The sequence below is a fragment of the Marinococcus luteus genome, assembly GCF_900106595.1.
In the GTDB taxonomy this organism is placed as follows: Bacteria; Bacillota; Bacilli; order Bacillales; family Marinococcaceae; genus Marinococcus; species Marinococcus luteus.
Map to the genome: position 1 here is coordinate 853,600 of NZ_FNNC01000001.1, position 23,595 is coordinate 877,194.

27 protein-coding genes and 2 riboswitches are annotated in these 23,595 nt (G+C 47.4%); of the genes, 9 read left to right on the forward strand and 18 right to left on the reverse strand.

The window, feature by feature from the left end:
- Positions 1–137: 137 nt before the first annotated feature.
- The 9 genes from BLV22_RS04260 to BLV22_RS04300 form a co-directional block, all read right to left on the reverse strand.
- Entirely contained in the window at positions 138–1,025 is an 888-nt protein-coding gene (locus BLV22_RS04260; RefSeq protein WP_091611710.1) for a polyprenyl synthetase family protein, read from the reverse strand.
- A complete protein-coding gene (gene xseB, locus BLV22_RS04265; RefSeq protein ID WP_281241097.1) occupies positions 1,022–1,258 on the reverse strand; it encodes an exodeoxyribonuclease VII small subunit in 237 nt (78 codons plus the stop codon). Before xseB ends, BLV22_RS04260 begins: the two co-directional genes overlap by 4 nt.
- Positions 1,258–2,643 (reverse strand): exodeoxyribonuclease VII large subunit, encoded by a 1,386-nt coding sequence (xseA, locus tag BLV22_RS04270; protein ID WP_091611714.1) that lies wholly within the window; start codon positions 2,641–2,643, stop codon positions 1,258–1,260. The genes xseB and xseA overlap by 1 nt, the downstream gene beginning before the upstream one ends.
- Positions 2,644–2,647: 4 nt before the next feature.
- Positions 2,648–3,508 (reverse strand): bifunctional methylenetetrahydrofolate dehydrogenase/methenyltetrahydrofolate cyclohydrolase FolD, encoded by an 861-nt coding sequence (gene folD, locus BLV22_RS04275; RefSeq protein WP_091611717.1) that lies wholly within the window; start codon positions 3,506–3,508, stop codon positions 2,648–2,650.
- Positions 3,505–3,918, reverse strand: a complete 414-nt coding sequence (gene nusB, locus BLV22_RS04280) for a transcription antitermination factor NusB (RefSeq protein WP_091611719.1) — start codon at positions 3,916–3,918, stop codon at positions 3,505–3,507. Before nusB ends, folD begins: the two co-directional genes overlap by 4 nt.
- 97 nt (positions 3,919–4,015) lie before the next feature.
- Complete coding sequence (locus tag BLV22_RS04285; protein ID WP_091611722.1) at positions 4,016–4,420, reverse strand: Asp23/Gls24 family envelope stress response protein; 405 nt, start codon at positions 4,418–4,420, stop codon at positions 4,016–4,018.
- Between the two features lie 30 nt (positions 4,421–4,450).
- Positions 4,451–4,834, reverse strand: a complete 384-nt coding sequence (locus tag BLV22_RS04290; RefSeq protein WP_091611725.1) for a hypothetical protein — start codon at positions 4,832–4,834, stop codon at positions 4,451–4,453.
- 139 nt (positions 4,835–4,973) lie between these two features.
- Positions 4,974–5,531 carry an elongation factor P gene (gene efp, locus BLV22_RS04295; protein ID WP_091611727.1) on the reverse strand — a complete coding sequence of 186 codons (558 nt, stop codon included), beginning with the start codon at positions 5,529–5,531 and terminating at the stop codon, positions 4,974–4,976.
- A gap of 74 nt (positions 5,532–5,605) precedes the next feature.
- Positions 5,606–6,676: a M24 family metallopeptidase gene (locus BLV22_RS04300; RefSeq protein ID WP_091611729.1), complete on the reverse strand. Its 1,071-nt coding sequence runs from the start codon at positions 6,674–6,676 to the stop codon at positions 5,606–5,608.
- 459 nt (positions 6,677–7,135) lie between these two features.
- On the opposite strand from BLV22_RS04300, the gene BLV22_RS04305 reads away from it, so the two are divergent.
- The gene (locus BLV22_RS04305) at positions 7,136–7,507 is read left to right on the forward strand and encodes a hypothetical protein (RefSeq protein ID WP_091611731.1); all 372 of its coding nucleotides are present in this window, start codon (positions 7,136–7,138) and stop codon (positions 7,505–7,507) included.
- Between the two features lie 19 nt (positions 7,508–7,526).
- Here the strand turns inward: BLV22_RS04305 and mntR are convergent, their stop codons facing one another.
- Positions 7,527–7,943, reverse strand: coding sequence for a transcriptional regulator MntR (gene mntR, locus BLV22_RS04310; RefSeq protein WP_091611734.1), 417 nt, complete (start codon positions 7,941–7,943; stop codon positions 7,527–7,529).
- 235 nt (positions 7,944–8,178) lie between these two features.
- Here mntR and dat point away from each other — a divergent pair, with 235 nt between their 5' ends.
- Positions 8,179–9,054, forward strand: a complete 876-nt coding sequence (gene dat, locus BLV22_RS04315; RefSeq protein ID WP_091611738.1) for a D-amino-acid transaminase — start codon at positions 8,179–8,181, stop codon at positions 9,052–9,054.
- Positions 9,055–9,130: 76 nt separating this feature from the next.
- On the opposite strand, the gene BLV22_RS04320 is transcribed toward dat, so the two are convergent.
- A complete protein-coding gene (locus BLV22_RS04320) occupies positions 9,131–9,967 on the reverse strand; it encodes a lipoate--protein ligase family protein (protein WP_091611741.1) in 837 nt (278 codons plus the stop codon).
- Between the two features lie 164 nt (positions 9,968–10,131).
- Between BLV22_RS04320 and BLV22_RS04325 the strand changes: the two genes are divergently transcribed.
- Entirely contained in the window at positions 10,132–10,524 is a 393-nt protein-coding gene (locus BLV22_RS04325; RefSeq protein WP_091611743.1) for a rhodanese-like domain-containing protein, read from the forward strand.
- A 69-nt stretch (positions 10,525–10,593) separates the two neighbouring features.
- Here BLV22_RS04325 and gcvPB read toward each other — a convergent pair whose 3' ends face one another.
- Genes gcvPB through gcvT form a run of 3 tightly spaced genes read right to left on the reverse strand, consistent with a single transcriptional unit; the run spans position 10,594 to position 14,566 of the window.
- Positions 10,594–12,075, reverse strand: coding sequence for an aminomethyl-transferring glycine dehydrogenase subunit GcvPB (gene gcvPB, locus BLV22_RS04330; RefSeq protein WP_091611746.1), 1,482 nt, complete (start codon positions 12,073–12,075; stop codon positions 10,594–10,596).
- On the reverse strand, positions 12,062–13,423 hold the full coding sequence (gcvPA, locus tag BLV22_RS04335) for an aminomethyl-transferring glycine dehydrogenase subunit GcvPA (RefSeq protein ID WP_091611748.1): 1,362 nt from the start codon (positions 13,421–13,423) through the stop codon (positions 12,062–12,064). Before gcvPA ends, gcvPB begins: the two co-directional genes overlap by 14 nt.
- Positions 13,424–13,441: 18 nt before the next feature.
- Positions 13,442–14,566, reverse strand: a complete 1,125-nt coding sequence (gene gcvT / locus BLV22_RS04340; protein WP_091612289.1) for a glycine cleavage system aminomethyltransferase GcvT — start codon at positions 14,564–14,566, stop codon at positions 13,442–13,444.
- A 63-nt stretch (positions 14,567–14,629) separates the two neighbouring features.
- A riboswitch (glycine riboswitch) is annotated at positions 14,630–14,717 on the reverse strand.
- Positions 14,718–14,720: 3 nt separating this feature from the next.
- Positions 14,721–14,809: riboswitch (glycine riboswitch) on the reverse strand.
- Positions 14,810–15,002: 193 nt separating this feature from the next.
- Here gcvT and BLV22_RS04345 point away from each other — a divergent pair.
- A complete protein-coding gene (locus BLV22_RS04345) occupies positions 15,003–15,644 on the forward strand; it encodes an MBL fold metallo-hydrolase (protein WP_091611751.1) in 642 nt (213 codons plus the stop codon).
- Between the two features lie 116 nt (positions 15,645–15,760).
- Here BLV22_RS04345 and BLV22_RS04350 read toward each other — a convergent pair whose 3' ends face one another.
- Positions 15,761–16,915 (reverse strand): CapA family protein, encoded by a 1,155-nt coding sequence (locus tag BLV22_RS04350; RefSeq protein ID WP_091611753.1) that lies wholly within the window; start codon positions 16,913–16,915, stop codon positions 15,761–15,763.
- 95 nt (positions 16,916–17,010) lie between these two features.
- On the reverse strand, positions 17,011–17,484 hold the full coding sequence (locus tag BLV22_RS04355; RefSeq protein WP_091611755.1) for a hypothetical protein: 474 nt from the start codon (positions 17,482–17,484) through the stop codon (positions 17,011–17,013).
- Positions 17,485–17,641: 157 nt separating this feature from the next.
- Between BLV22_RS04355 and BLV22_RS04360 the strand changes: the two genes are divergently transcribed.
- The 4 genes from BLV22_RS04360 (at position 17,642) to BLV22_RS04375 (ending at position 20,996) form a co-directional block, all read left to right on the forward strand.
- The gene (locus BLV22_RS04360; protein WP_091611758.1) at positions 17,642–17,974 is read left to right on the forward strand and encodes a hypothetical protein; all 333 of its coding nucleotides are present in this window, start codon (positions 17,642–17,644) and stop codon (positions 17,972–17,974) included.
- A gap of 146 nt (positions 17,975–18,120) precedes the next feature.
- Positions 18,121–19,251, forward strand: a complete 1,131-nt coding sequence (locus tag BLV22_RS04365) for a 5-methyltetrahydropteroyltriglutamate--homocysteine S-methyltransferase (RefSeq protein WP_091611760.1) — start codon at positions 18,121–18,123, stop codon at positions 19,249–19,251.
- A 158-nt stretch (positions 19,252–19,409) separates the two neighbouring features.
- A complete protein-coding gene (locus tag BLV22_RS04370) occupies positions 19,410–19,772 on the forward strand; it encodes a DUF2513 domain-containing protein (RefSeq protein ID WP_091611763.1) in 363 nt (120 codons plus the stop codon).
- A 516-nt stretch (positions 19,773–20,288) separates the two neighbouring features.
- Entirely contained in the window at positions 20,289–20,996 is a 708-nt protein-coding gene (locus tag BLV22_RS04375; RefSeq protein ID WP_091611766.1) for a 3D domain-containing protein, read from the forward strand.
- A gap of 75 nt (positions 20,997–21,071) precedes the next feature.
- Here BLV22_RS04375 and cynS read toward each other — a convergent pair whose 3' ends face one another.
- Positions 21,072–21,518 carry a cyanase gene (gene cynS / locus BLV22_RS04380; protein ID WP_091611769.1) on the reverse strand — a complete coding sequence of 149 codons (447 nt, stop codon included), beginning with the start codon at positions 21,516–21,518 and terminating at the stop codon, positions 21,072–21,074.
- Between the two features lie 388 nt (positions 21,519–21,906).
- On the opposite strand from cynS, the gene BLV22_RS04385 reads away from it, so the two are divergent.
- Positions 21,907–22,758 carry a glycosyltransferase family 8 protein gene (locus BLV22_RS04385; protein ID WP_091611773.1) on the forward strand — a complete coding sequence of 284 codons (852 nt, stop codon included), beginning with the start codon at positions 21,907–21,909 and terminating at the stop codon, positions 22,756–22,758.
- Positions 22,759–22,793: 35 nt separating this feature from the next.
- On the opposite strand, the gene BLV22_RS04390 is transcribed toward BLV22_RS04385, so the two are convergent.
- Positions 22,794–23,489, reverse strand: a complete 696-nt coding sequence (locus BLV22_RS04390) for a Na-translocating system protein MpsC family protein (protein WP_091611775.1) — start codon at positions 23,487–23,489, stop codon at positions 22,794–22,796.
- Positions 23,490–23,595 lie beyond the last annotated feature (106 nt).

Sequence of the window (23,595 nt, forward strand, 5' to 3'; positions counted from 1 at the left end):
AACTTCATCGATGTGCCCTTCAGCGGATTTTTAGGCCCGCCTTCGAAAATGGAGAACCGACTAGGATACTGCACCATTCAACTTTTCAAAATTATTTTAGCATGGTTTGTCTGTCCTGAAAACTAATTCGTTCTGTTTTAGTGGTTGCGCTGCCCAATATATTGGAGAAACGCTGTTAAAAGAGACGTATCTACCGTCATGCGTCCAAGCACCTTTTCTGCCTGTTCAATGTGATGGGCAAGTTTCTCTTTTGCCCCTTCAAGCGTCAGCAGTTTTGGATACGTGCTTTTTTCTTTCGTTTCATCGCTTCCGGAGGACTTTCCCATTTCCTCGAGAGATCCTTCCACATCCAGAATGTCATCCTTGATTTGAAAAACGAGACCTAGTTCCCGGCCAAACGCACGCCAGTTTTCCACATCTTCGTCGGCAGCTTCTGCTATTAACGATCCGGAGACCGCGGCATAGGTCAGCAGATCGCCCGTTTTGTGATGATGAATGTATTCGAGCTCCTCAAGGGTAAGGGACTGCTTCTCCCCTTCGAGGTCGGCCATCTGACCGCCGACCATGCCTTCGCTTCCGGAAGCCTCCGCCAGCTCCTGTACCAGCTGCAGCCTGGCATCGGCAGAAGCCGGCCGGTCCGCTTCCACAATCCAGGAGAATGCTGTTGTCTGCAGGGCATCTCCGGCTAAGATGGCAGCGGCTTCCCCGAATTTTTTATGATTCGTCGGCTGTCCCCGGCGCCAGTCATCATCGTCCATCGACGGCAGATCATCATGGACGAGCGAATACGTATGGATCAGCTCTACGGCAGACGCGGCCGGAAGATCCTCTTCTTCCACTGGGCGGTAGCATTGAAGCACAGCCAGTGAAAGCAGGGGCCGCACACGTTTCCCTCCTGCTTCGAGAGAATACATCATCGCTTCTTTCAGCGTTTCCGGCGTTTTTAATGCACGTACCCGTTCAGTCAGAGCTCGGTCGACAGACGGCCGGTATGTATCAAAGAAATGTTGGAGGTCCCCACTCATTCGCCCGGTTCCTCGTTTTCAAGCGGCGTTACCTCTCCGTTCTCATCCACAATTTCGTCCATCTGTTTTTCAACCTTCTGCAGCTTTTCGTGGCACTTGTTGGAAAGCGTCATCCCCTCCTGGTACATCGTGATCGCTTTTTCTAAAGGCACTTCACCTTCCTCAAGCCGTTCTACGATCTGCTCGAGCTTTTCCATCGCCTGTTCAAATGATTGTTCCTGTTCTGCCAAGATTACCGCTCCTTTTCCGGACGGGAAAGCGCCTCAAAGCCGTCTTCCCCTTTTTCTTTAACTTCACATTGCAGATACCCATCCGTCATATACATTCGCAGGCTGCTGCCTTCGTCTGCCTGGGCAATCGAAGACAGCACCTTATCATTTTCATCGTAGGCAACATTGTACCCGCGCTGCAAAATAGCCAGCGGGTTCAGCAGTTCAAGTGCCTGCAGCGATTTTGCAAAAGTGGCTTTTTTCCGCTCCACCTGCTGGTTCATCGCTTTTTGCAGCCGGGCCCGCTTCTCGTACATCCTTTCGCGTTCAAGTTCGATTAAGCGCTCAGGGTGCTGGCGCATAAGCCGCTTTTCTGTTTCTTCAAGCTTCTGCCTGCTTGTTTTCACTGTCTGCAGCGCCTGCTTTTCGAGCCGTTCCATCATCCGGTCAAGATCCTGTTCTTTTTGCTCAAACAGCCGGGCCGGGTATTTAAATGCATACGAACGACGGAGCTTGGCAAGCCGTGTGCGCTGCTCCTGTATTTTATAATTCATCTGCCGGTGCAGGCGGTTCTGGATCTGCCGGACTTTTTCTTCGAGTTCGCTGATCATCGGAACAGCTATCTCGGCAGCCGCTGTCGGCGTCGCTGCCCGCACATCCGCAGTAAAGTCGGCAATCGTAACATCCGTTTCGTGTCCTACAGCAGAAATAACCGGCACGCTTACGTTTCGGATCGCCCGTGCGACCATTTCTTCATTAAACGCCCACAAGTCTTCGATAGAGCCGCCTCCGCGTCCAACGATGACTACATCTGCGCTGGTCATTTTTTCGACTCTCTCAAGAGCCCGGGTAATCGATCCCGGGGCCTGTTCCCCCTGCACCAGCACTGGGAACAATGTGATCTTCGCCGGGGGGAAACGACGCTTCAGGGTGGATACAATGTCCCGTATGGCTGCGCCGGTCGGCGACGTGATTACGATAATATGTCTTGGGATGGGTGGGAGGGCACGCTTATGTTCCAGTGCAAACAGCCCTTCTGCCTCCAGCTGTTTTTTCAGCTGTTCAAAGCGAACGTACAGCTGTCCGATACCATCCGGCTCCATCGCGTTCACATACATCTGGTACTGACCGAAAGGCTCATACACAGAGACGCTGCCTGTTACTAGCACCTTCATGCCGTTTTCCGGAATAAAAGAGAGGTTTTTGTTTTTCCCGGCAAACATAACTGCCGATATTCTCGCCTGCTCGTCCTTCAGGGTGAAATACATATGGCCCCTGCTGTGCTTTTTAAAGTTCGAGATTTCTCCGCGGAGCCATACTTTCTGCAGCCCCGGGTTCTGTTCGATAGAACGCTTGATGGCCCCAGTCAGCTGAGAAACGGAGAGCCATTTATCTGCAGGTGACTGCATGACGTCACGCCTCCTGCCGGTGAAAGCGTTTAGCGGACTGCAGCGTGTTGTAGAGGAGCATTGTAATCGTCATCGGACCGACGCCTCCCGGCACCGGCGTGAGGTACGAGGCTTTTTCGCTCACTTCTTCAAAATCAACATCTCCGCACAGCTTGCCGTCATCCTTGCGATTCATCCCGACATCTATCACAACGGCTCCCGGCTTAACATCTTTTCCTTTTACGAATTCCTGCCGGCCAATAGCCGCGATCAAAATATCTGCCGACTGCATGTAGGACTCCAGGTCTTTCGTGCGCGAGTGGCAGTGGGTAACAGTAGCATTTTTATTCAAAAGCAGCTGCCCCATCGGTTTACCGACAATGTTGCTTCGTCCGAGAATCACGGCGTGTTTGCCTTCAATTGAAACGCCGACGTATTCAAGCATTTTAATAATGCCGTACGGAGTACATGGGAGAAACGCTTCCTGACCAGTCATCATCCGGCCGATATTAATGGGATGAAACCCATCTACATCTTTAACCGGTGAAATGGTTTCAATTACTTTTTTATCCGAAATGTGATCCGGCAGCGGCAGCTGCACCAGAATTCCGTGAATATCTTCATTGTCGTTATAATCTTTTACAATCTGCAGAAGTTCTTCTTCAGTAACCGATTCCGGCAGTTCTTTTAATTCTGAATGGATGCCGACTTCTTTAGACGCCTTCTGCTTTCCTTTGACGTACGATCTTGAAGCCGGATTATCTCCTACTAAAACTACGGCAAGTCCCGGTATTTGCTCTCCATTCTTCCAGGAGGCGATCTCCTGCTTGATTTCTTCACGCAAAGAAGCTGCTACTTCTTTGCCGCTGATCAGTTGGGCACTCATTCGCTCTCTCTCCCTTCACGCTCACAATCGCTTAAAATATTCGACAACACACCGTTGACAAATTTCCCTGCCTCTACACCACCGAATGCTTTGGCAAGTTCAATAGCTTCATTGACGCTGACGTGCAGCGGAACATCAGGCACATACAGCATCTCATAGACGCATTCTCTCAAAATAGCCCGGTCCACGTTCCCAACCCGTTCAAGCGTCCAGTGTTCAAGCTGATCTACGAGCCGTTCATCAATCTCTACAAGTTGTTCCCATACGCCATGCACCACAGAAATCAGAAATTCATCTGCTTCTTCATCCTCGAGCATGGAATTTTTTATTGCCTGGTCTGCATCAACATCTGTAATATCCATCTGGTACAGTGCCTGCACGGACCGAAGTCTGGCTAAACGTCGATTCATTTCGTGTTCTCCTTTTCTCCTATGTACCCGGAGCCGTATTCGTAAATGAAAGAAGGACGGCTACCCCGAAAAGCGGTTGCGGGACAGCCCTCCCTGGTCATTTTTCCTGTTCCTGTAACGGCTGCTCTTCTTCAGGGAACTGCAGCCCGATAATGTGTACGTTCACCGCATCGATGTGAATATCTGTCATCCCCCGTACGGTCTGCTGAATGTTTTCCTGTACCTGCTTAGCCGTGACGGGCACAGAGCTTCCGTAGTGAATCAGCATGCTGATCGTCACCACTGCGCCGCTTTCGGCCAGGTCCACCTTCACGCCTTTGCCGTATGATTTCCGGCCGAAACGCTCTGCCACGTCATCTGCGATGCTGCCCTGCAGGTCGTATACCCCTTCGACTTCGAGCGCGGCAATGCTTGCCACTACTTCAATCACGTCCCGGGCGATTTCAATATTTCCCAGGCTTTCTTTTTCTTCACCTATCGTAAGCAGCGTGTATTCACTCACAGCGCTCCCCGCTTTCTATGCAGCATGATTTTATTCGTCCTGCTCCGCCTCTGCTTCTGCTTTTTCTTTTTCTTCCGCTTCTTTCTGCTTTTGTACGTACTCATATTTATACTGGCGGAACACGGGATATTCAGAAAGGTTATCAGGTATTTTTCCTTTTTCAAGCAGAATCAATTTAACAATATCCTTGTTCCGCGCCATATGATACTTTTCCCCATACTCGTTTTCTTCAGCAAATTGTTTAATGCTTTGGTAATCCTCTTCCTGAATGGATACCGTATATTCATGGCCGGGTTCTCCGTACTGGTGCTCAAACCCTATTTCAAATTCCACGATCTGTATTTGATCGCTTTTCATGTTGCGGGTCTGTTCGAGTACCGCTTTTGCGCCTTCCGTTAAATCATTCCATTCCATATAATAGCCTCTCTTTCCGTATTACCGCTCAAAATTCCCTTCCATTATATCACGGTGATTCTGCAATTTCATCGGTCCGGAGCCGCCTGCGTGTATTGTTCAAGAAAAAACGGCCTCCCCAATGGCAGGCCGTTTGTTTTTAGGCACGGGAGGAGTATGCGCCGGTCCTTGTATCGACGACAATCCGCTCGCCTTCTTCAATGAAAATAGGAACCTGCAGACGATAGCCGGTCTCCACCACTGCGGGCTTCGATCCTCCGGACTGGGTGTTTCCTTTAATGCTCGGGTCTGTTTCTTTGACTTCGAGCTCCACCATGTTAGGCACCTCTACGCCAAGTGTTTCTGTACCGTAGCTCGTGATGGATACTTCCATGTTTTCTTTCAGAAAGTTTAATTCATACTTCAGCTGATCGCTCGTCAGCTCCATCTGATCAAACGTTTCCATGTCCATAAATGTATGCACGTCACCGCTCGCATACAAATACTGCATTTTCCGGCGCTCGATATGCGCATTATTTACTTTTTCCCCAGCGCGAAAAGTTTTTTCCTGAATGTTACCCGTACGCAGACTGCGAAGCTTAGAGCGGACAAATGCTGCTCCTTTTCCAGGCTTTACGTGCTGGAATTCGACAACTGTCCAGATATCGCCGTCTGTTTCAATGGTGAGTCCTGTTTTAAAATCGTTAACTGAAACCATAAACGTTCCTCCACTCTTCAATTGATCGATTATTACTATATCACAGCTGTCCGGTTTTTTATACGCACTCCCGGTTAATTGCCGACAATCGTCAGCTCTTTTGCTGAGTAGCTGAGCTTTCGGCTCCCTGTTTCGGTAATAAGAACGTCGTCTTCTATTCGGACGCCGCCAAGCTCCGGAACGTAAATCCCCGGTTCAATGGTAATCACCATACCCGGCTCAAGCTGCACATCGCTTTTCGGGGAAACACCGGGCTGTTCATGCACTTCCATGCCAAGACCATGGCCGAGGCTGTGGCCGAAGCGATCGCCGAACCCTTCTTTATTGATGTGCTCCCGAGCGATCGCATCTGCTTCTTTCCCGGTCATTCCCGGGCCAACCTGCTCCACGGCTTTCATTTGGGCTTCATATACGGTTTGATATATCTTTTTCAGGTCGTCATTTGGTTCACCGACAGCGAGGGTTCTTGTAATGTCCGAGCAGTAGCCGTCCACATAGGCCCCGAAATCAAGCGTCACCAGCTCTCCGTCTTCTATCACCTTATCGGAAGCGATACCGTGAGGAAGAGCGCCTCTCCATCCCGAAGCAACGATAATATCAAATGATGATCCCGCTGCTCCGTTTTTCCTCATATAAAACTCCAGCTCGTTGCTTACATCAAGCTCGGTCATGTTCGGGGCAATGATCGATTTAATGTGTTCAAACGCATCTTCAGCAATATTGACTGCTTCCTGCAGCTTTTCCACTTCTTCTTTAGATTTGTACGCCCGCAGCTTCTCCACGATTCCCGACACTGGAGAAAGGGAGCCGCTCAATTTTTCTCTCATATCTTCAAACTGTGCATAGGTTACATGCTGCTTTTCAAACCCAATGGAACTCACATCTTCGCTTTGGGCAATCTCTTCGACCATATCCCATGCCGACCCCTTCTGTTCGATCACGTCGAAATCAAGGGCTTCATCGTTAGCCTGCTCCACATAACGAAAATCTGTAATCAGCCGGGCCGATTTTTTCGTGATAATCAGCGTACCGGCCGAACCGGTAAAACCGCTCACATAACGGCGGTTGTAAGGGCTTTGTATGACGAGCGCGTCAAGCTTTTTATGTTCAAGGTCTTCACGAATACGTGCTGTGATCTCATGCATTACCGACACCTCTTTTTGAATTGACTTTGCTTCCCTGTTTATCGTAACACAACGCGCGGTAGGGAAACAGGCATCAGCAGAGAGGAAGGTCTCTTTTATATATTACGTGTATTTTCCTTAGAATATGGGAATAATATAAACACCGTGAGATAATGTTTAAAAGTAGCGCATTTCAAATCTTTATTGTAAAATTTAAGTACTATTTCTATTCACACTCTATCCCCCCTAACGCCTTATGCCTCTGCAGAATCGCTGTCAATTCTCCGCAGAAAGTTTTACAGCGTTACTTAACGGGTATGGAAATGAATCTTCTTACGGAGTTGTTCGATCCGGATAACAGAGTGCCGGGGCATATCTTATTTTTACTATGTTCACGCCCTGCCTGCTTCATTTTCGGTATAACTCCCCCCTGCCCGCTGATAACGCATGAAAATTTTAACGAAACGAGAGGTGTGTTCCATGCAGCAAGCGCTGAAAAATCCCATTGCCACTGTTGTGCTGGGACTTGCCATTTTAGGGGTGGGTTACCGGCTCGTAACAGATCCGCTCGGTCTGCTTCTCTACCTTGTTATTGGTGCAGCTATCGCTGTTGGACTATATTTTCTTTTTACAAAGGTTATCATGAAACGCGCGATGATGAACCAGTATCAGGCAGGCTCTAATGCTGCTTCCGGACGGCCCGGAGCAGCGAAAGGAACTCAGGCGAAAAATTTTAAACAGGCACAGAAGCAGCAGAAGAAAAAATCTGCTAAAAGCTCCAGTAAACGGCGCAACGATGCAAATCTGAAAGTAATTCAGGGGAACAAAAACCGAAAAAAAGATCGGGCGTAAAACAAACGCCTGATCTTTTTTATTCGTACGAACGCTGAATGTCGCGCAGTGCCTGCACACGTTCGTCATCCTCTTCAAAATACTGAAGAACATCTCCAATACGGTCAATCGCATCCCAGCTTAGGTGATGTTCAATACCCTCCACATCGGCATATATTTTGTCTTCCTCCACGCCGATAATATGTAAAAACTTCTCAAGCAGCTCATGTCTGTAAACCAGACGCTTTCCTATTTTATTTCCTTTTGAAGTCAGCACAAGTCCCCGATACCGTTCATAAATCAGATATTCCATTTTATCGAGTTTTTGGACCATTTTTGTTACCGAGGAGGGATGCACGTCCAGCGTCTCTGCAATATCTGAGACCCGCGCATATCCTTTCGATTCAATCAGTTGATAAATCCGCTCTAAATAATCTTCCATACTAGGAGTCGGCATCGAGACCCTCCAATAAATATGATAAAAACCGTCACACAAAAAAATTGGCTTTCTTTATTTTAACGAAACTATTTCTAAAAAACAAATCTTCTTTTTCTTATAATTATCCCTTATTTCAGAATTGCCCTTAAGAAACTTTTTTGTTTTCTGAATAATTCCTTCCCTTTTAAACGGCTTTTCTTTTTTTCGCACCTGCAATCTTGTACAATATAAAGTATTGAAGGAGGCAGCATTCATGAGCTATGTGATGTATAACGAATCCATCATTCCAAAAGAGGAAGCCGCTATTTCATTTGAAGACCGCGGTTATTATTTCGGCGACGGCATTTATGAAGTGATCCGGGTGTACAATGGAAAATTGTTCCTCCAAGAAGGTCACCTTGAGCGTTTTCAGGCCAGTGCTTCCAAACTCGACCTGGTGGTTCCCTATTCCCCCGATACCATGAAATCGCTTCTCCGCCGGTTGATTGATAAAAATGGGCTTACCACGGGCTATATTTACTTTCAGCTGACGAGAGGAATCCAGGCCCGGGATCATTTGTATGAACGCGGCACCGCCCCTGTGTTAACCGGCTTTACAAAAACGGCCGGGGTGCCGTTTGCTAAACAGACCGACGGCATTGATGTGTACGCCACTGAAGACATCCGCTGGCTTCGCTGTGACATAAAAACCATTAATCTGCTCGGAAATGTACTCGCCAAACGGGCCGCGGAGGACCACCACTGCGCAGAGGCTCTTCAGCACCGTGGGGACGTTATTACGGAAGGCTCTTCCACTAACGCCTTTATTGTTAAAGATGAAACGATTATTACCCATCCGCAGAGCAATTATATTCTTGAAGGTATTACTAAACGCTATGTCCTTCAGCTTGCAAAGCAGCTGAATATTCCCGTCGAACAACGGCCGTTTACTATCGGGGAGGCCAAAGAGGCTGACGAAATGTTTATGACGAGCACTTCGGTTGAAATCGTGCCTGTGCGATCCATTCAGGGCTCATTTGAAGCCGGGTACGGCCATTCTCCGGTAACGAGAGAGCTTCTTGGAGAATTCCGCAGGGAGGTCGAACTATTCGAAGCAGGTGACACCCAGCCGCTTGTCACCTATAACTAAGTATTTATATGTGTAATCAACAAAAGACCGCCCGGGAGCGGTCTTTTGTATTTTAATTCCATTATTATGAACCGTGTCAGCGCCTGAAATTCCATTCCTCTGCCTGATAGCGCTCTTCGGCCAGTTCCTGCACCTCTTGTTCCTGGGCGGTGGTCAGCTGATATTCTTCAAGGCCGGCATTCAGACCATCGGCGAATCCTTCCTTAAATGCTTCGCGCAGATCGCCAAGTGTAAATGGTTTATCCGTCAGTTCGTTAATTGCCACAGCTTTGTTTTTAAATGCTTTCTGCATTCTCTCCCGCACGCGCTCGCTCGGATATTTAAACAAATCAAACAATTTATCCTCATCAAGATCCAGAATAATCGAACCGTGCTGCAGAATAACGCCGCGCTGTCTCGTCTGGGCACTTCCGGCAATTTTCCGGTCCTCTACGACCAGCTCATACCACGAGGAGGCATCAAAACAGTTGGCCGAACGGGGATTTTTCAAAGAATCCTCTTCTTCCTTCGTTTTCGGCACGGAAAAATAAGCATCCAGACCGAGCTTTAAAAACCCCTGCAGAATCCCTTCAGACAGGACGCGGTAGGCTTCCGTCACCGTTTCCGGCATCTCCGGGTGGTCTTCTGACACAATGATGCTGTAGGTCAGCTCCTGATCATGAAGAACTGCCCGGCCTCCCGTCGGCCGGCGTACAAAACCTACGCCGTGCTTTTCCACCGCATCCATATCAATGTCCTTTTTCGCCTTTTGGAAGTAACCGACCGACAGCGTCGGCGGGTTCCATCCATAAAACCTGATAACCGGCGGAATCTGCCCTTCACTGTGCCACTGCAGCAGTTTTTCATCGAGCGCCATATTATAGGCTGGTGACTGATTGCCTGAATCTATAAAAAGCCAAGTATCTTTTGCCATTAATGTTCATCTCTCTTTCTCGATTTTTCCATTTCCATTGTAGCAGAGATCACTGCTTTCCATATATAAAAATGACCACCCGTTAATTAGAAATCTAGCAAAATACCAGGGTTATGCGTTATAATTAATTTGCAATCGACCTGGAAAGAGGTGAAATAATATATATGATATTTGAATGGTTATGGGTAGTGCTTATTGCGGTATTGGTTTTTCTTATTGTACGCCGTTTTGTCGGCCCGAAAGACTTAACTGCATTACCACAGGAAGACTTTATTAAAGGCTATCGCAAAGCCCAGCTTATCGATGTGCGTGAGCCGAAAGAATATGACGGCGGCCACATCCTCGGGGCCCGGAATATTCCTGTTTCCCAGATGAAACAGCGGATGATGGAGATCCGGGAAGACCAGCCTGTTTATTTATACTGCCAGTCAGGCATGCGTTCAAAGCAAGCTGCAAAATTGATCAAAAAGCATAAGGGAAACCGGGACATCTATCACCTGAAAGGCGGCTTCAAACGCTGGACAGGGAAAATCAGCAAAAAGAAAAAAAGCGCATAATTAAAAGGAAGAGCATCTCCGCTCTTCCTTTTTTGTGATTTTGAAGTCCGAAGACCTCCTTGGCTTGTTTTATTTCATGGACTTGAGCGACGTTTCGGTATTATATGTCAGCACTGGCTTACGTGCTGCCAGCGTCTCATCCAGCCTTCCGACTACGGTGGTGTGAGGCGCTTCCTGCACCATTTCCGGGTCTTCCTCTGCTTCTTTGGCAATTCCGATCATGGCGTCTGCGAACGCATCAAGCGTTTCCTTCGCCTCGGTTTCCGTCGGTTCGATCATCATGCACTCTTCGACGTTGATGGGAAAATAAATCGTTGGCGGGTGGTAGCCATAATCGAGCAGTCGTTTAGCCATATCGAGCGTACGTACGCCGAGCTTCTTCTGGCGGCGGCCCGAAATCACAAATTCGTGCTTGCAGTGACGGCCGTACGGGAGGTCAAAATAAGGCTCGAGCCGTCTCATTAAATAATTGGCGTTTAATACAGCATACTCTGATACTTTTTTGAGTCCCTCTGCCCCCATCGTTCGGATATACGTATAGGCACGCACGTTAATGCCAAAGTTGCCGTAATACGGCTTCACGCGGCCGATGGAATGCGGACGGTCTTTGTCCCAGTAGTACGTATCATTTTCTTTCGTAAGCACCGGTCCGGGCAGATAAGGGATCAGCTCTTTTTTTACGCCAACCGGCCCGCTGCCGGGACCTCCGCCTCCGTGAGGGCCGGTGAATGTTTTATGCAGATTCAGGTGAACGACATCAAATCCCATATCCCCGGGTCTTGTGATGCCCATAATGGCATTGGAGTTGGCCCCGTCATAATAGAGCCGGCCGCCGGCCTGATGGATTGTATCGGCCATTTCCATAATATCTTCCTCAAACAAACCGAGTGTGTTCGGGTTCGTGAGCATGAGGGCAGCCGTTTTTTCGCCCGTTACTTCTTTTAAATGCTCAAGGTCCACCAGCCCGCGTTCATCAGTCCGGACCGTTACATGATCGAATCCTGCCACCGTTGCTGAAGCAGGGTTCGTTCCATGCGCAGAGTCGGGAACGATCACTTCCGTGCGCCCCGTTTCTCCATTTGCTTCGTGAAGCGCCCGGATCAGCATCAGGCCGGTCCACTCTCCCTGGGCACCGGCCGCCGGCTGAAGCGTCACTTCATCCATTCCGGTTATTTCAGCAAGCGCCTGCTGCAGGTCGTACATCATCTCGAGATTCCCCTGCACCTGCGCTTCCGGCTGGTACGGATGCGTTGCGGCAAACCCGGCCATGCGGGCCGTTTCTTCATTGATTTTCGGATTGTATTTCATTGTGCAGGACCCGAGGGGGTAAAAGCCCGAATCCACTCCGTAATTCCGGTTCGAAAGCGCCGTATAGTGACGCATCAGCTGCAGCTCAGACACTTCCGGCAGTGCCGGCTCTTCTTCCCGGATATTAGCTCCGGGCAAAATGTCACTCAGGCTTTGTTCAGGTATATTTGTCTCAGGAAGGGAATACGCTACCCTTCCCGGTCTGCTTTGTTCGAAAATTAACGGCTGGTTAGGCTGTTTCATGTACAAGCACCTCCAAATGTTTGGCAAAGGTCTCCAGCTGTTCTCTCGTCCGAAGTTCGGTCACACACACGAGCATCTGTCCGTTTTTATCCGCCGAAACCTCGCCTAAATCATACCCGCCGATGATCCCTTGTTTGAAGAGCTGTTCGTTCACTTCTGCCACAGGGCGGCCGAGGTTAATCACAAATTCATTAAATGATGGTGACTCATGGACAAGCTGGATGCCTTTTTGTTTGAGCAGCTGTTTAAAGAAATGAGCACTTTTAACATTTCGTTCAGCCGTTTCCTTCAGGCCTTTTTTTCCTAGAGCGGTCATCGCAACAGAAGCAGCCAGCGCGTTCAGAGCCTGGTTTGAACAAATGTTGGAGGTCGCTTTATCCCGGCGGATATGCTGCTCTCTTGCCTGCAGCGTCAGTACGTATCCACGGCTTCCGTCTTCATCTTCCGTCTGTCCGACGAGACGTCCGGGCACTTTCCGGATATGCTTTTTTGTGGTGGCAAAAAATCCGCAGTGCGGCCCTCCAAACTGGATTGGAATACCAAGCGGCTGAGCGTCTCCCGCGACAATATCTGCCCCGAAATGTCCCGGCGGTGTCAGGACGCCGAGCGCAAGGGGGTTTGCCGAAACAATCATCAGCGAGTTTTCTTTATCGGCTGCCTGCCTTACAGCAGCTAAATCCTCAATAGTCCCGTAAAAGTTCGGGTACTGCACGATCACTCCTGCGGTATCAGCATCAATCATGTCTTCCAGCTTTCCCAGGTCCGTGCGACCGTCCTTTTCGGGAACGATTTTCACTGTAAGCCCGGGGCCGACAGCGTATGTTTTCAATACATCGAGCGCTTCGGGGTGAACCGTTTCAGAGACGACGATCGTGCGACGTTTCCCCCTGTTTTCACTTGCGGCCATCAGTGCTGCTTCCGCAAGCGCCGTCGGCCCATCATACATAGACGAATTAGCGATATCCATTCCTGTAAGCTCACTGACCATCGTTTGAAATTCAAAGATTGCCTGCAGCTCACCCTGCGAAATTTCCGGCTGATAAGGGGTATACGCCGTGTAAAATTCCGAGCGCCGGAGCACGTGATCGACGACTGTCGGTATATAATGCTCGTACACTCCTGCCCCGAGGTAGGAGACGCAGTCCTGTACATTCGTATTTCTGTCGCTGAGGCGCTTCATTTCCTTTAGAAGGTCCGTTTCCCCAAGAGCTTTCGGCAGGTTCATTTCACCGGAAAAGCGTATATTTTCCGGCACGTCCTCAAACAGTTCACCGACCGACTCCACGCCAATTGTTTTAAGCATTTCTTCTTTATCCTCGCCGGTAACCGGCAGGTAGCGATAATCCATACCTGATGCCTCCTCTGTTTATTTTTCCCGTTTATAAAAAGGTACAGCTGCCACTTTTGCCCGCCTGGCTTTGCCCCGCACATCCACTTCGACAGCCTGATCCAGATTCGTCCATTCAATATTCAGAAGCGCAAGTCCCACGTTTGTTTTCAGCGTGGGCGACTGAGTGCCGGTAGTTACCCAGCCAATTTCCGCTCCGTTATCATCGTGCACAATGTAACCCGGGCGCGGAATTGCTTTATCAACCATTTCAATGCCGACGAGCTTGCGTTTTAAGCCTGCTTCTTTTTGCTTTTTCAAAGCTTCTTTACCAATAAAATCGTCTTCCTGCTTCAGCTTTACGCAAAAGCCGATCCCTGCTTCAAGTGGTGTAATATCTGCACTAAGCTCCTGGCCGTACAGCGGAAGTTTTGCTTCAAACCTCAAGGTGTCTCTCGCACCAAGACCGCATGGGATGATTCCTTCAGATTCTCCTGCTTTTATGATTGTCTCCCAGCAGCGGACCGCCTCCCCGGCCGGACAGTATAATTCAAAGCCGTCTTCGCCGGTATAGCCGGTTCGTGACACGATGACATTTTCCGTTTCCCCGACCGAAGCACCGGCAGCAAAACGAAAAGGCAGGATATCTGCAAGAGAAGCATCGGTTACTTTCTGCAGCACCGTTTCTGCCATCGGACCCTGCACAGCAATTAGCGCTGTATCTTCTGAAATATTGGTAATACTTACATTTTTCATTACGTGGCGGCGAAGCCACTCCAGATCTTTTTCGATGTTGGCTGCGTTCAAAACGAGCATGTATTTTTCTTTTTCAAGCTGGTACACGAGCAGATCGTCAACCGTCCCTCCATCTTCATAGCACATGGCGGTATAAAGCGCTTTTCCGGGTTCTGCATTTTTTATGTTGTTTGTGAGCATATACTGCAGAAATTCACCAGCACCCTCCCCTTCTACGATCGCCTCGCCCATATGGGAAACGTCGAACAGACCAGCCTTTGTACGCACTGCCTCATGTTCTTTTTTGATGCCGGAAAACTGAACAGCCATTTCCCATCCGCCGAAATCTACGGTTTTTGCTCCGTATTTCTCATACACGGGATACAGGGGAGTTCGTTTTAATTCTGCCAAGAAAACCACCTCATTCATTATTTTCTGAAAAATCAAAACAGGAAAAATCATAAAAAAGACAGAACTCCATAACTATGGAAGCTCTGTCCTATAACCAGAAAGTTTCTCCTTTCCGTCATACGGAAAGAGTGTCTTCGTGGGTGGCTTCTAAAAGAAGCACTCTCCAGAGGAGCGTCCAGTAAGAGTCTGTTTGCCTGAGAGATTCACCTGTTACGGCTTGCTCCTTCGGCGCTGCCTGGCAGTCTCTCCCCTTACCATCATCCGCGCATTATATGTACACCTTTATTTGCTCATATTCTATCACTAATTCAGCTAAAAACCAATGCTGAAATAAATTAACCCGAACATTCCCGGTAAATTTTCTTTTAACATTCGTCCAACTCTTTGGATCGGTCATTTCTTCTTACTGAAATATTGTTTATACTAAAATCAGCCTACAAATTGGAGGGAAACTATGAACTGGAAACAGCTTCCACTAGGACCACTGCAGACAAACTGCTATGTTCTGTATGATAATGATAAAAATGCCGTGATAATTGATCCAGCCGGAGACGCCGATAAACTGCTCACCTATCTTCAGGAAAACGAGCTGCATCCCGTTGTTATTTTGTTAACACACGCCCATTTTGATCATATCGGCGCGCTTGATGCCGTTAGGGACGCCTACAATATCCCTGTTTATCTTCATGAGCAGGAAAGTGACTGGCTTGGGGACGCCCAGAAAAACGGTTCCGGACGCATGATGCCGGAGGCTGCGTTTACCACAAAGCCAGCTGACCACCTGCTGCAGGCTGAAGGAACGCTTCAATTCGGCAGCTTTGAATTCCAATGGCTTCATACGCCGGGCCATTCGCCAGGAAGTATTTCCTACTGGCATAAAGAAACGAATACGGTCTTCTCCGGCGATGTATTGTTTTCAGGCGGTGTCGGCCGTACCGATCTCTACGGAGGAGACATGGATACGCTGCTGGCCTCCATTCACGAGCAGCTGCTTGAGCTCCCGGAAAATACGGTAGTAGCCTGCGGCCATGGCCCCTTCACCGATATTGAAGCCGAAATGGACTCCAATCCGTTTATTAATGGGTTTGGCGCATAATCAGCAAAGGACCTCTGTTTAAAATCAGAGGTCCTTTAGTATTTTGATACATTAATTGAAATTATATATGCCTTTCCGCCTGCTTCCAGGCGGATCTTAGCTTACTTGCATATACACTATTCTTGATCCTCGATCCATTGATACACATGCTCGCGCAGCTCCTGTTCCGTTTCACCGCCCTCGGCTGGATGATCTGCTTCGGCCATGGGCTTTACAGTGTACTGGTCTTCAGGACCCGGAACGACCTGGGTAAAATCAATGTTAGGCTCTGTAACCTTCACATCTTCGCCGTCTTTTTCCACCTCGAATGTAGCAATGCCGCCTGTATCAGTATAATCAGTGTCCTGACCGGAATAAAAATTCCCGAGAGAATAATAAACAAGCGTTTCATTGCCTTCTTCACCCTCCACCCATTCCATCGGCTGAAGCACGTGAGGGTGATGACCAATAACTACGTCCACTTCCAGATCTGCAAGAAATTGGGCCAGCTCTTTCTGTTCTTCATTTGGAAGCCGCTCATATTCATCACCCCAGTGCATATTCACGACCACGACGTCTGCGTCATCTCTCATCGCTTCGACGTCTTCCTGTATTTGTTCCTTGTCAATTTTCTGAACGACATATTCATGCCCCTCCGGCACCTCGATGCCGTTCAGTCCGTAAGTATAGGAAAGCACACCCATGTCTACATCTTTCACATCCACTATACGCTGCCGCTCTGCATCTTCTTCGTCCTTATATACACCTACGTAATCCATACCCGTCTGCTCATAATGATTAATCGCATTGTTTACAGCATCCATTCCACGGTCAAGTGTATGGTTATTGGCCCCGGAGAGCATGTCCACTCCGGCATCCTGAAGGTCGTCCACGATTGCGTATGGACTGTTAAAGGAAGGATAAGCTGATAAGCCAAGCTCTTCGCCGCCGGGGATTGATTCCTGGTTCACAATCGTGTAATCCGGTTCCTCAAGCATCGGGGTGACTGCCTTCAACGCCGGGGTGAAATCGTACTCCCCGTCTTCTTCCATTCTTTTATATACACGGCCGTGCAGCAAAACGTCTCCTGCCGCGCCAATCGTAACGCTTTCATCTTCCTGCTCCTGTTTTGCGGGAGCTTCCTCCGTCTGTTCCTCCGAATTTTCGTTCTGTGCCTCTGAATTTTCACTCTGCGCCTCTGAATTTTCATTTTCCCCGGTGGATTCCTGGGCACTGCTGCAGCCACTCAAGAGGAAGACACCGCACGTTAATCCAAAATAAAGTTTTCGCATAACATCCTCTTTTCTTTCTATTAAAATTCCTAGTCTAAATATACTATAAGTTTACTAATATATTCATTAAAATTGAAGAGGTTTTCATACGTTTTTTATGAATCCCGGGGCGAAATATTTTTTCTTCCGCCCATAGCAAGCGTCCCCAAGACACCCGCAAGCGGCACAATCACCCACCATTCCTGGTAAAGCAGCGGGTATGAAAAATTTTTCGATGTTAATGGGAATAAAAACTGAGTACCGTTTCCCAGAAAATCAATCAGCATAGAACCAACGGCCAGCGTAAAAAATGCAGCTGACCAGGCTTTTGGGAATCCTCCCCCGAGCGCGCGGCGGACAACCGGAGCGAAAGCTCCTGCAATAAATGGCATCGTCAGCAGCGTATGAAAAATATAGTTGCCAAACAGCTTCGGAATATCCGGCACAAGCACCATCACACCGAATGCCATCACCTTCAAACGCTGCAAAATGGTTAAATCCGGATTTCCGTAAAATATATACATCACCGCTGCACCGGTCAGCAGATGCAGCAGTGTACTCGGTACATGTTCAATCAAAATTTCAATCACAGGCCGTTCCTTCTTTCTGTGGGAGATGATTGTTTTATTCACGGTTTTCTTTTTTCATAAACTTCATCCAAAACGTTTTAAACAGCGGGATTGAATCACACAGCTTCCGGGGTATGGAAAGAAAAGCAGTTAAACTATTGTCAGGAGGAATCTTATAATGACCCCCGTGGAAAAACCGTCTGCGCTCAACCGGGCGCGAAAGAAAAAAGCCGCTGCCATAAAGGCAGAAGGCGAATTTGCCAGCCAGCTTAAAACTATTCTCGTTTTTCAGGAAATCGATAAGCAGACTGCTGACAAAATGGACAACAGCTTCCGTCCGAAAAAAACGATTTACGCCCTCACCGGAGAAAAACTGAATATGAAAGATATCGCTTTTGTAATCAAATTGAAAGGCTTTAACGGCCTTTACCGTTTATTTTCCACTTACCATGCTGTTTGTCATACAAACGACCTCGGGGAGCCGGTGATTGTCTTTCAGCGGCGCCCTTAACAGACCGCATACGGGCCGCTTTTCATTTTCCTGGAAGCACAGCCTGCTTCTGAGGGTTTCTGTAGACAAACCGTCATCTGCTTCCATATACTATTAGTAGGAAAAATATATACAGATCTTCCTGAATCTATACATATTACAGAGGAGTGGATGGTTTGACAAAAGCACCGTTTCACGCAGAACACGTAGGAAGTTTTCTCCGTCCGGAGCGACTCAAAAAAGCCCGGCAGCAGTACACAGAGGGAGGATTAGGCGCCGAAGAGCTATGGGACATTGAAAACGAAGAAATTACTGCTCTTGTGGAAAAGCAAAAAGAAGCAGGTCTCCCGGTCGTTACGGATGGTGAGTTCCGCCGCGCATGGTTTCACCTCGATTTTATGCAGGAGGTCGACGGAGCAGAATTTATTAAACTGGACCACGGACTTGTATTCAGCGACAATACGGAAACAAAAGCCGAGGGGGTCAAAGTTGTTAATAAATTAGCCTTCCGCGACCATCCTGTCGTCCGCGAGTACGAATTCCTGCACAGCCTGAAAGGTGAGCACGCCGCCCGCGTGACAGTGCCAAGTCCAAGCATGTTTATTTTCCGGACTGTAACCGAAGAAGAAAAAAATGTCTATCAGTCGGAAGCCGAGCTGTTTTCCGATCTGGTGCAGGTGTATAAGGATACGATACAGGCTCTGTACGAGGCCGGCTGCCGCCACCTTCAGTTTGATGATACGACCTGGTCTTTATTTCTAGGCGCTGAAAAGGACAAGGATCTCGTACTTTCCGGCGGTCTCCTTGAAGCACGTGGCCTGAACCCGGAAGAAACGCTGGACATGTTTGTAAACACCGTCAACGAAGCGATCGCTGATAAACCTGAAGATATGCGGATCTATATGCACGTCTGCCGCGGCAACTACAAGTCCACCTATGCATCCAGCGGCAGCTACGATGCCGTTTCAGAATATATGTTCAGTAAATTAAACGTCGACGCCCTCCTGCTGGAATTTGATGACGAGCGCTCCGGAGGCTTTGAACCATTAAAGTATGTGAACCGCAGCGATCTGCAGGTGGTACTCGGTTTAATCACTTCGAAATTCCCTGAACTTGAAGATGCGGGGCTGATCAAATCCAGACTGCAGGAAGCAGAAAAATATATACCGCTTGAACAACTTGGTTTAAGCCCTCAATGCGGCTTTGCTTCTACCGAAGAAGGCAATATCCTCACTGAAGAAGAGCAATGGGCGAAAGTGCGCCACGTCGTGTCTCTTGCCGAAGACGTCTGGAAATAAGTATTCGGAAAAAGAAGCCGGCGTTTCCCGGCTTCTTTTTTAACAGGTACGTATGACAATTCTCATTATTAAAGCACCCGGGTACGTAAATCTTTTCTGGCATTTAGGCCAGTCCCAATATTATAATTTCAGTAAGTATAAAAAAGGTGGAAGATAAAATGGTTATGGAAAGAGACATGGAATCAATCAGGAAGCTTTTGATTGATCTGAAAGAGCAAAAGCCCGGCTTCAGCCTGACATCTAAAAACGAAGAAACCGATTACTACATGTATCTGCTCACCGACGGAGGCCTGATCGAGGCTACCCGGCACAAAACCTTGAGTAAACAGGTGACAAGCTACCATAATATTAAAATTACATTTGCCGGCCATGATTTCATTGATGTCGCCGAAGACGACAATATTTGGAACAAAACACAGGAAAAAGCCATGGAAAAAGGCTGGTCGATGTCCAATATCCCTCTGACCGTCCTGACAGATTTACTTAAAACCACACTTTACCAGCATTTAAGCAACGACTGACGCACAACTAATTTCTCACGATTTATGTTTTTCCACATAGCTTCCGGCACACCTCCTGATGACTCAGGGGGTTTTTTGTTGTACTGGCTGAGAGTTCATTTCTCCGTGCCCCCACTTTTCTTCTGCAGCATTTTTATGGCTTTACTAATTTTTAAGAATTAGTTCATTCCTCACGAAATATCGAAATTAGGTTATTTTTCTCACATTTTTCATTTGTAACATTATGTTCGCTTTCTTACTGAAATTTTAAGTATAACTGCCTTAAAACCCTTATAATATAAAGGTTTTATAAATATTACACATAGTTTCCCATATATTTCATAAAGCTTAGCCTTGTTACGTTTACATTACATTCGTCCTATTTAGATTGAAAGTTCTCCCACTTCAAGTTAAATTTACAAACGTGCGATAGATTATTTCAACATACGCATCCAACACTAAATTGTTTACGTTCATTCACCCTTAATGCTTATTAAATAAAAAATTTAAAACTCTCCGAGGAGGAATTTTTCAACCATGATAAAATCTACGAAAGCTTCACATTGGATCGGCGGCGCAGTTCTTGGTACAGCTTTGGCTTTTGCAGCACCAGCGGTAAGTGACGCATCAGACAGCCTGCTGGCCCAGGGAGACTCCAATGACTCTGTATCCGAAGCCCAATCCGTACTCGATGATAAAGGATATTATGATTATGAAGTAGACGGGGTTTTTGGTTCGATTACAGCAGCAGCTGTCCGTGATTTCCAGGCTGATGAAGGCCTTACGGTCGACGGCGTCATTGGTCCGAACACAAAAGCAGCGCTTTACGGGGAAAGCTCCAGCAGCTCCAGTGAAAATAACACTGAAGAAAGTTCTGAAGCGGACGACAGTGATAATGAAGCAGTAGAATCTGCTTCCACTTCCGAAGGCAGCAGCTCTGAGGATACCTCCGGCGGAGAGTCCATGACAGTCGAAGCCACTGCTTATACAGCAGCCTGCGCAGGCTGCAGCGGCATTACAGCTACCGGTGTGAATTTAAATACCAACCGCAATGCGAAAGTAATCGCTGTAGATCCTGACGTTATTCCACTCGGCTCTGAAGTACAAATTGAAGGTATGGGCACTTATACGGCAGCGGATACCGGCGGGGCGATAAACGGAAACCGTATTGATGTTCACGTTCCAAGTAAGTCCGAAGCTTATTCCTTCGGCCGCCGCAGTGTTGAAGTAACCGTAGTAGATTAATCTGCTTATAAGCTTCATAAATGTAGAGCCGCCTTTCCTTTGAAATGGAAAAGCGGCTCTATCATATCTACTCGTTTACCACTTTGTATATGGAAGAAATTTGCCGTTCAACGTGACAACCACCCGATCCCCTTTTGGGTCCTCCTCACGTTCTACATCCATTTTAAAATCGATGGCACTCATAATACCATCACCGAATTCCTCATGGATGATTTCCTTCAAGGTCGTCCCATATACCTGAGTAATTTCATGAAAACGATAAATAAGCGGATCTGTCGGAACGTCTTCGCTTAGAGAACCTTTGTATGGCACAGCCACCAGTTCATGCTTAATTTCTTCATAAGGAACTTCGAGGTAGTTAATGAGCGCGTCTGCTTCCTTTTCGTCCATTGATGCCTGGCCCTGAATTACAGCAGCAACCCAGGTTTTATTACGGCCCACAGCTTCCGCTAAATCCTGATAAGTAGCTCTTTTCCGGTTTTTTGCTTCTATCAGCTTGGCAGTGACCTCACTCATTTCCATTATTTTCTCCCCTTCCCTATTTTGTTCTACTTCACTTTAACATGCAGCCATCACCCCGATATATGATTTTTGCCACCTTCTTTTAGGCAGCTTCCATCCAGACTGTTTTAAACCTAGTCCCAACAGCCCATTTTTTGTTAATTCGCCATTATTTTGTTTCAAAAAGATGTATTAAGGATATATGTTAATTATCTGCATATTTTTATGCTGTATTTAAAATTGAATATAACCAGCTTCAGCAGCAATGAGTTAGACCATTGGGAGCTAATCATAAGCTGAAAAGAAAAAGCCAGGCCTGACAGCTGTTTCTTTTTAGTTCCAGGCATGCACCGGGTGCTTCTGTGACTGAAACAGATTATTACTATTACCCCACGAAGGAGTGCTTGTTATGTCTTATTCTTCTCCCTATATTGTTACGACTGTAGCTGACGCCAACTATGCAGAACACACAGCTGTTTCCTTTACATCTCTGCTTACGAACACCACGAAGCCGGAAAGAATCGAATTTCACGTTATTGAAACCGGCTGGAGCAGCTACCAAAAGCAAATGCTCGAGCAGCTCGGAGCTCATTTTAAATCCCGTGTCGTTTTTCACGCCATCGACACAAACAAATATAAAAATCTTTTTCAGGCAAATCACAAACATTCCTATCATATTACCAATGCTGCCTATTACCGGTTATCCATTCCGTACTTGTTTACGGATGTAGACAAGGTATTGTATATCGACTGCGATACCGTCATCCAGGAAGACATTACAATTTTGTGGAAGATTCCCCTGCGGCGCCAGGTTATTGCCGCAGCAGAAAACTTCGGCGGTTTTTACCGCAACGACGATTTATTCATGCCGCCGGAAGCTAAATATTTCAATTCCGGAGTCATGATGATCCAGGTGCCGAATTGGAAAAAACACCAGGTGACCGATCAGGTCGTACAGTTTATCCAAAAGCACGAGAGCCGGATGCTTTATCACGATCAGGACGGCTTAAACGCTGTGCTTTACAACCATTGGTTCGAGCTTCATCCGAAATGGAATACAATGACCGATATGTTTCTGAAGGCTGTACCTGACACCCGTCAGGGGAAAAAGGTGATGAGCGCTGCCGAAAAGCCGGCCGTTGTTCATTTTACCGGCCCGGAAAAACCGTGGCAGCCAAACACCAAGCACCCGTTAAAGCATTTGTATCATGAATACGCCGCCCAAAAAGACGAAATTGTCGTCAAACCTACTTCCCTGTAACACCGGTGCCGCTCTTTTAATCAAAAAGGGCGGCTTTATTTTGTTTCGGGTTCCTTGCTGCTGCAGACAAATATTAAATAATTAATGTCTTTATCCACATCCCAGATAATAAATGGATCGATCACTTCCCGGGGCATCCGGGCCAGTAAATCTGTTTCTTCGATAATGCTTTTTACGAGTTTCGTTTTTGCTGCTTCAATTTCCTCTGCATGTCCTTCTTCAAGAAGCTGGCGTTCTACCGGAGTTAATACATTCGTTCGTTCAATCAGTACTACGCGGTGATTTAAAGGCTTTGTATTCACAAAAGCAGAGAGCCCTTCCTTGTTTTCTCCTGCTCTTTTCACGACCCTGTTTAACTCTTCCTGCCACTTTTCCACAACCCCGGATTCTGCAGGCGCATCAACTGTACCGAAAATTACTCCGGAGCGCTGATCGAGGTTCCAGTTTGTGTAAATATCGAGTATTTCCCTCCCGGTAACCGCTTCGAGTTCTGATTTTATATCAGCATAGAGAACGCTCATCAGCATCTCTCTCAACTCTTCCACTTTCCCGCCCTCGTTTTTTTGAATTAAAATTTGTTCCATTGGTACCAAAAAATCACGGATATGGACACAAAAATAAGGCGGCGCCCACGTAGTATGTACTGAGATAGGGCCTTTTCCAAAGCTTTCCCTCAAAACCTTTCCAATATATCCAGCTATCGCTGATTGTACTTCCTTCACTTCTGACATCACATTCTTCTCCCTTTCTTCCAAACCTTATCTTGTTTTGTTTTCGCTCTTCCGGTCTTCCCGGGAGAAACGAAGGCTTATAAAACCATAAAAAAAGCCACAGAGG

Excerpts from the sequence above, each read along its gene's own strand:
- BLV22_RS04260 (WP_091611710.1), bottom strand. The coding sequence starts at position 1,025 with ATGAGTGGGGACCTCCAACATTTCTTTGATACATACCGGCCGTCTGTC.
- xseA (WP_091611714.1), bottom strand. The coding sequence starts at position 2,643 with ATGCAGTCACCTGCAGATAAATGGCTCTCCGTTTCTCAGCTGACTGGG.
- folD (WP_091611717.1), bottom strand. The coding sequence starts at position 3,508 with ATGAGTGCCCAACTGATCAGCGGCAAAGAAGTAGCAGCTTCTTTGCGT.
- nusB (WP_091611719.1), bottom strand. The coding sequence starts at position 3,918 with ATGAATCGACGTTTAGCCAGACTTCGGTCCGTGCAGGCACTGTACCAG.
- BLV22_RS04290 (WP_091611725.1), bottom strand. The coding sequence starts at position 4,834 with ATGGAATGGAATGATTTAACGGAAGGCGCAAAAGCGGTACTCGAACAG.
- efp (WP_091611727.1), bottom strand. The coding sequence starts at position 5,531 with ATGGTTTCAGTTAACGATTTTAAAACAGGACTCACCATTGAAACAGAC.
- BLV22_RS04300 (WP_091611729.1), bottom strand. The coding sequence starts at position 6,676 with ATGCATGAGATCACAGCACGTATTCGTGAAGACCTTGAACATAAAAAG.
- BLV22_RS04305 (WP_091611731.1), top strand. The coding sequence starts at position 7,136 with ATGCAGCAAGCGCTGAAAAATCCCATTGCCACTGTTGTGCTGGGACTT.
- mntR (WP_091611734.1), bottom strand. The coding sequence starts at position 7,943 with ATGCCGACTCCTAGTATGGAAGATTATTTAGAGCGGATTTATCAACTG.
- dat (WP_091611738.1), top strand. The coding sequence starts at position 8,179 with ATGAGCTATGTGATGTATAACGAATCCATCATTCCAAAAGAGGAAGCC.
- BLV22_RS04320 (WP_091611741.1), bottom strand. The coding sequence starts at position 9,967 with ATGGCAAAAGATACTTGGCTTTTTATAGATTCAGGCAATCAGTCACCA.
- BLV22_RS04325 (WP_091611743.1), top strand. The coding sequence starts at position 10,132 with ATGATATTTGAATGGTTATGGGTAGTGCTTATTGCGGTATTGGTTTTT.
- gcvPB (WP_091611746.1), bottom strand. The coding sequence starts at position 12,075 with ATGAAACAGCCTAACCAGCCGTTAATTTTCGAACAAAGCAGACCGGGA.
- gcvPA (WP_091611748.1), bottom strand. The coding sequence starts at position 13,423 with ATGGATTATCGCTACCTGCCGGTTACCGGCGAGGATAAAGAAGAAATG.
- gcvT (WP_091612289.1), bottom strand. The coding sequence starts at position 14,566 with ATGAATGAGGTGGTTTTCTTGGCAGAATTAAAACGAACTCCCCTGTAT.
- BLV22_RS04345 (WP_091611751.1), top strand. The coding sequence starts at position 15,003 with ATGAACTGGAAACAGCTTCCACTAGGACCACTGCAGACAAACTGCTAT.
- BLV22_RS04350 (WP_091611753.1), bottom strand. The coding sequence starts at position 16,915 with ATGCGAAAACTTTATTTTGGATTAACGTGCGGTGTCTTCCTCTTGAGT.
- BLV22_RS04360 (WP_091611758.1), top strand. The coding sequence starts at position 17,642 with ATGACCCCCGTGGAAAAACCGTCTGCGCTCAACCGGGCGCGAAAGAAA.
- BLV22_RS04370 (WP_091611763.1), top strand. The coding sequence starts at position 19,410 with ATGGTTATGGAAAGAGACATGGAATCAATCAGGAAGCTTTTGATTGAT.
- BLV22_RS04375 (WP_091611766.1), top strand. The coding sequence starts at position 20,289 with ATGATAAAATCTACGAAAGCTTCACATTGGATCGGCGGCGCAGTTCTT.
- cynS (WP_091611769.1), bottom strand. The coding sequence starts at position 21,518 with ATGGAAATGAGTGAGGTCACTGCCAAGCTGATAGAAGCAAAAAACCGG.
- BLV22_RS04385 (WP_091611773.1), top strand. The coding sequence starts at position 21,907 with ATGTCTTATTCTTCTCCCTATATTGTTACGACTGTAGCTGACGCCAAC.
- BLV22_RS04390 (WP_091611775.1), bottom strand. The coding sequence starts at position 23,489 with ATGTCAGAAGTGAAGGAAGTACAATCAGCGATAGCTGGATATATTGGA.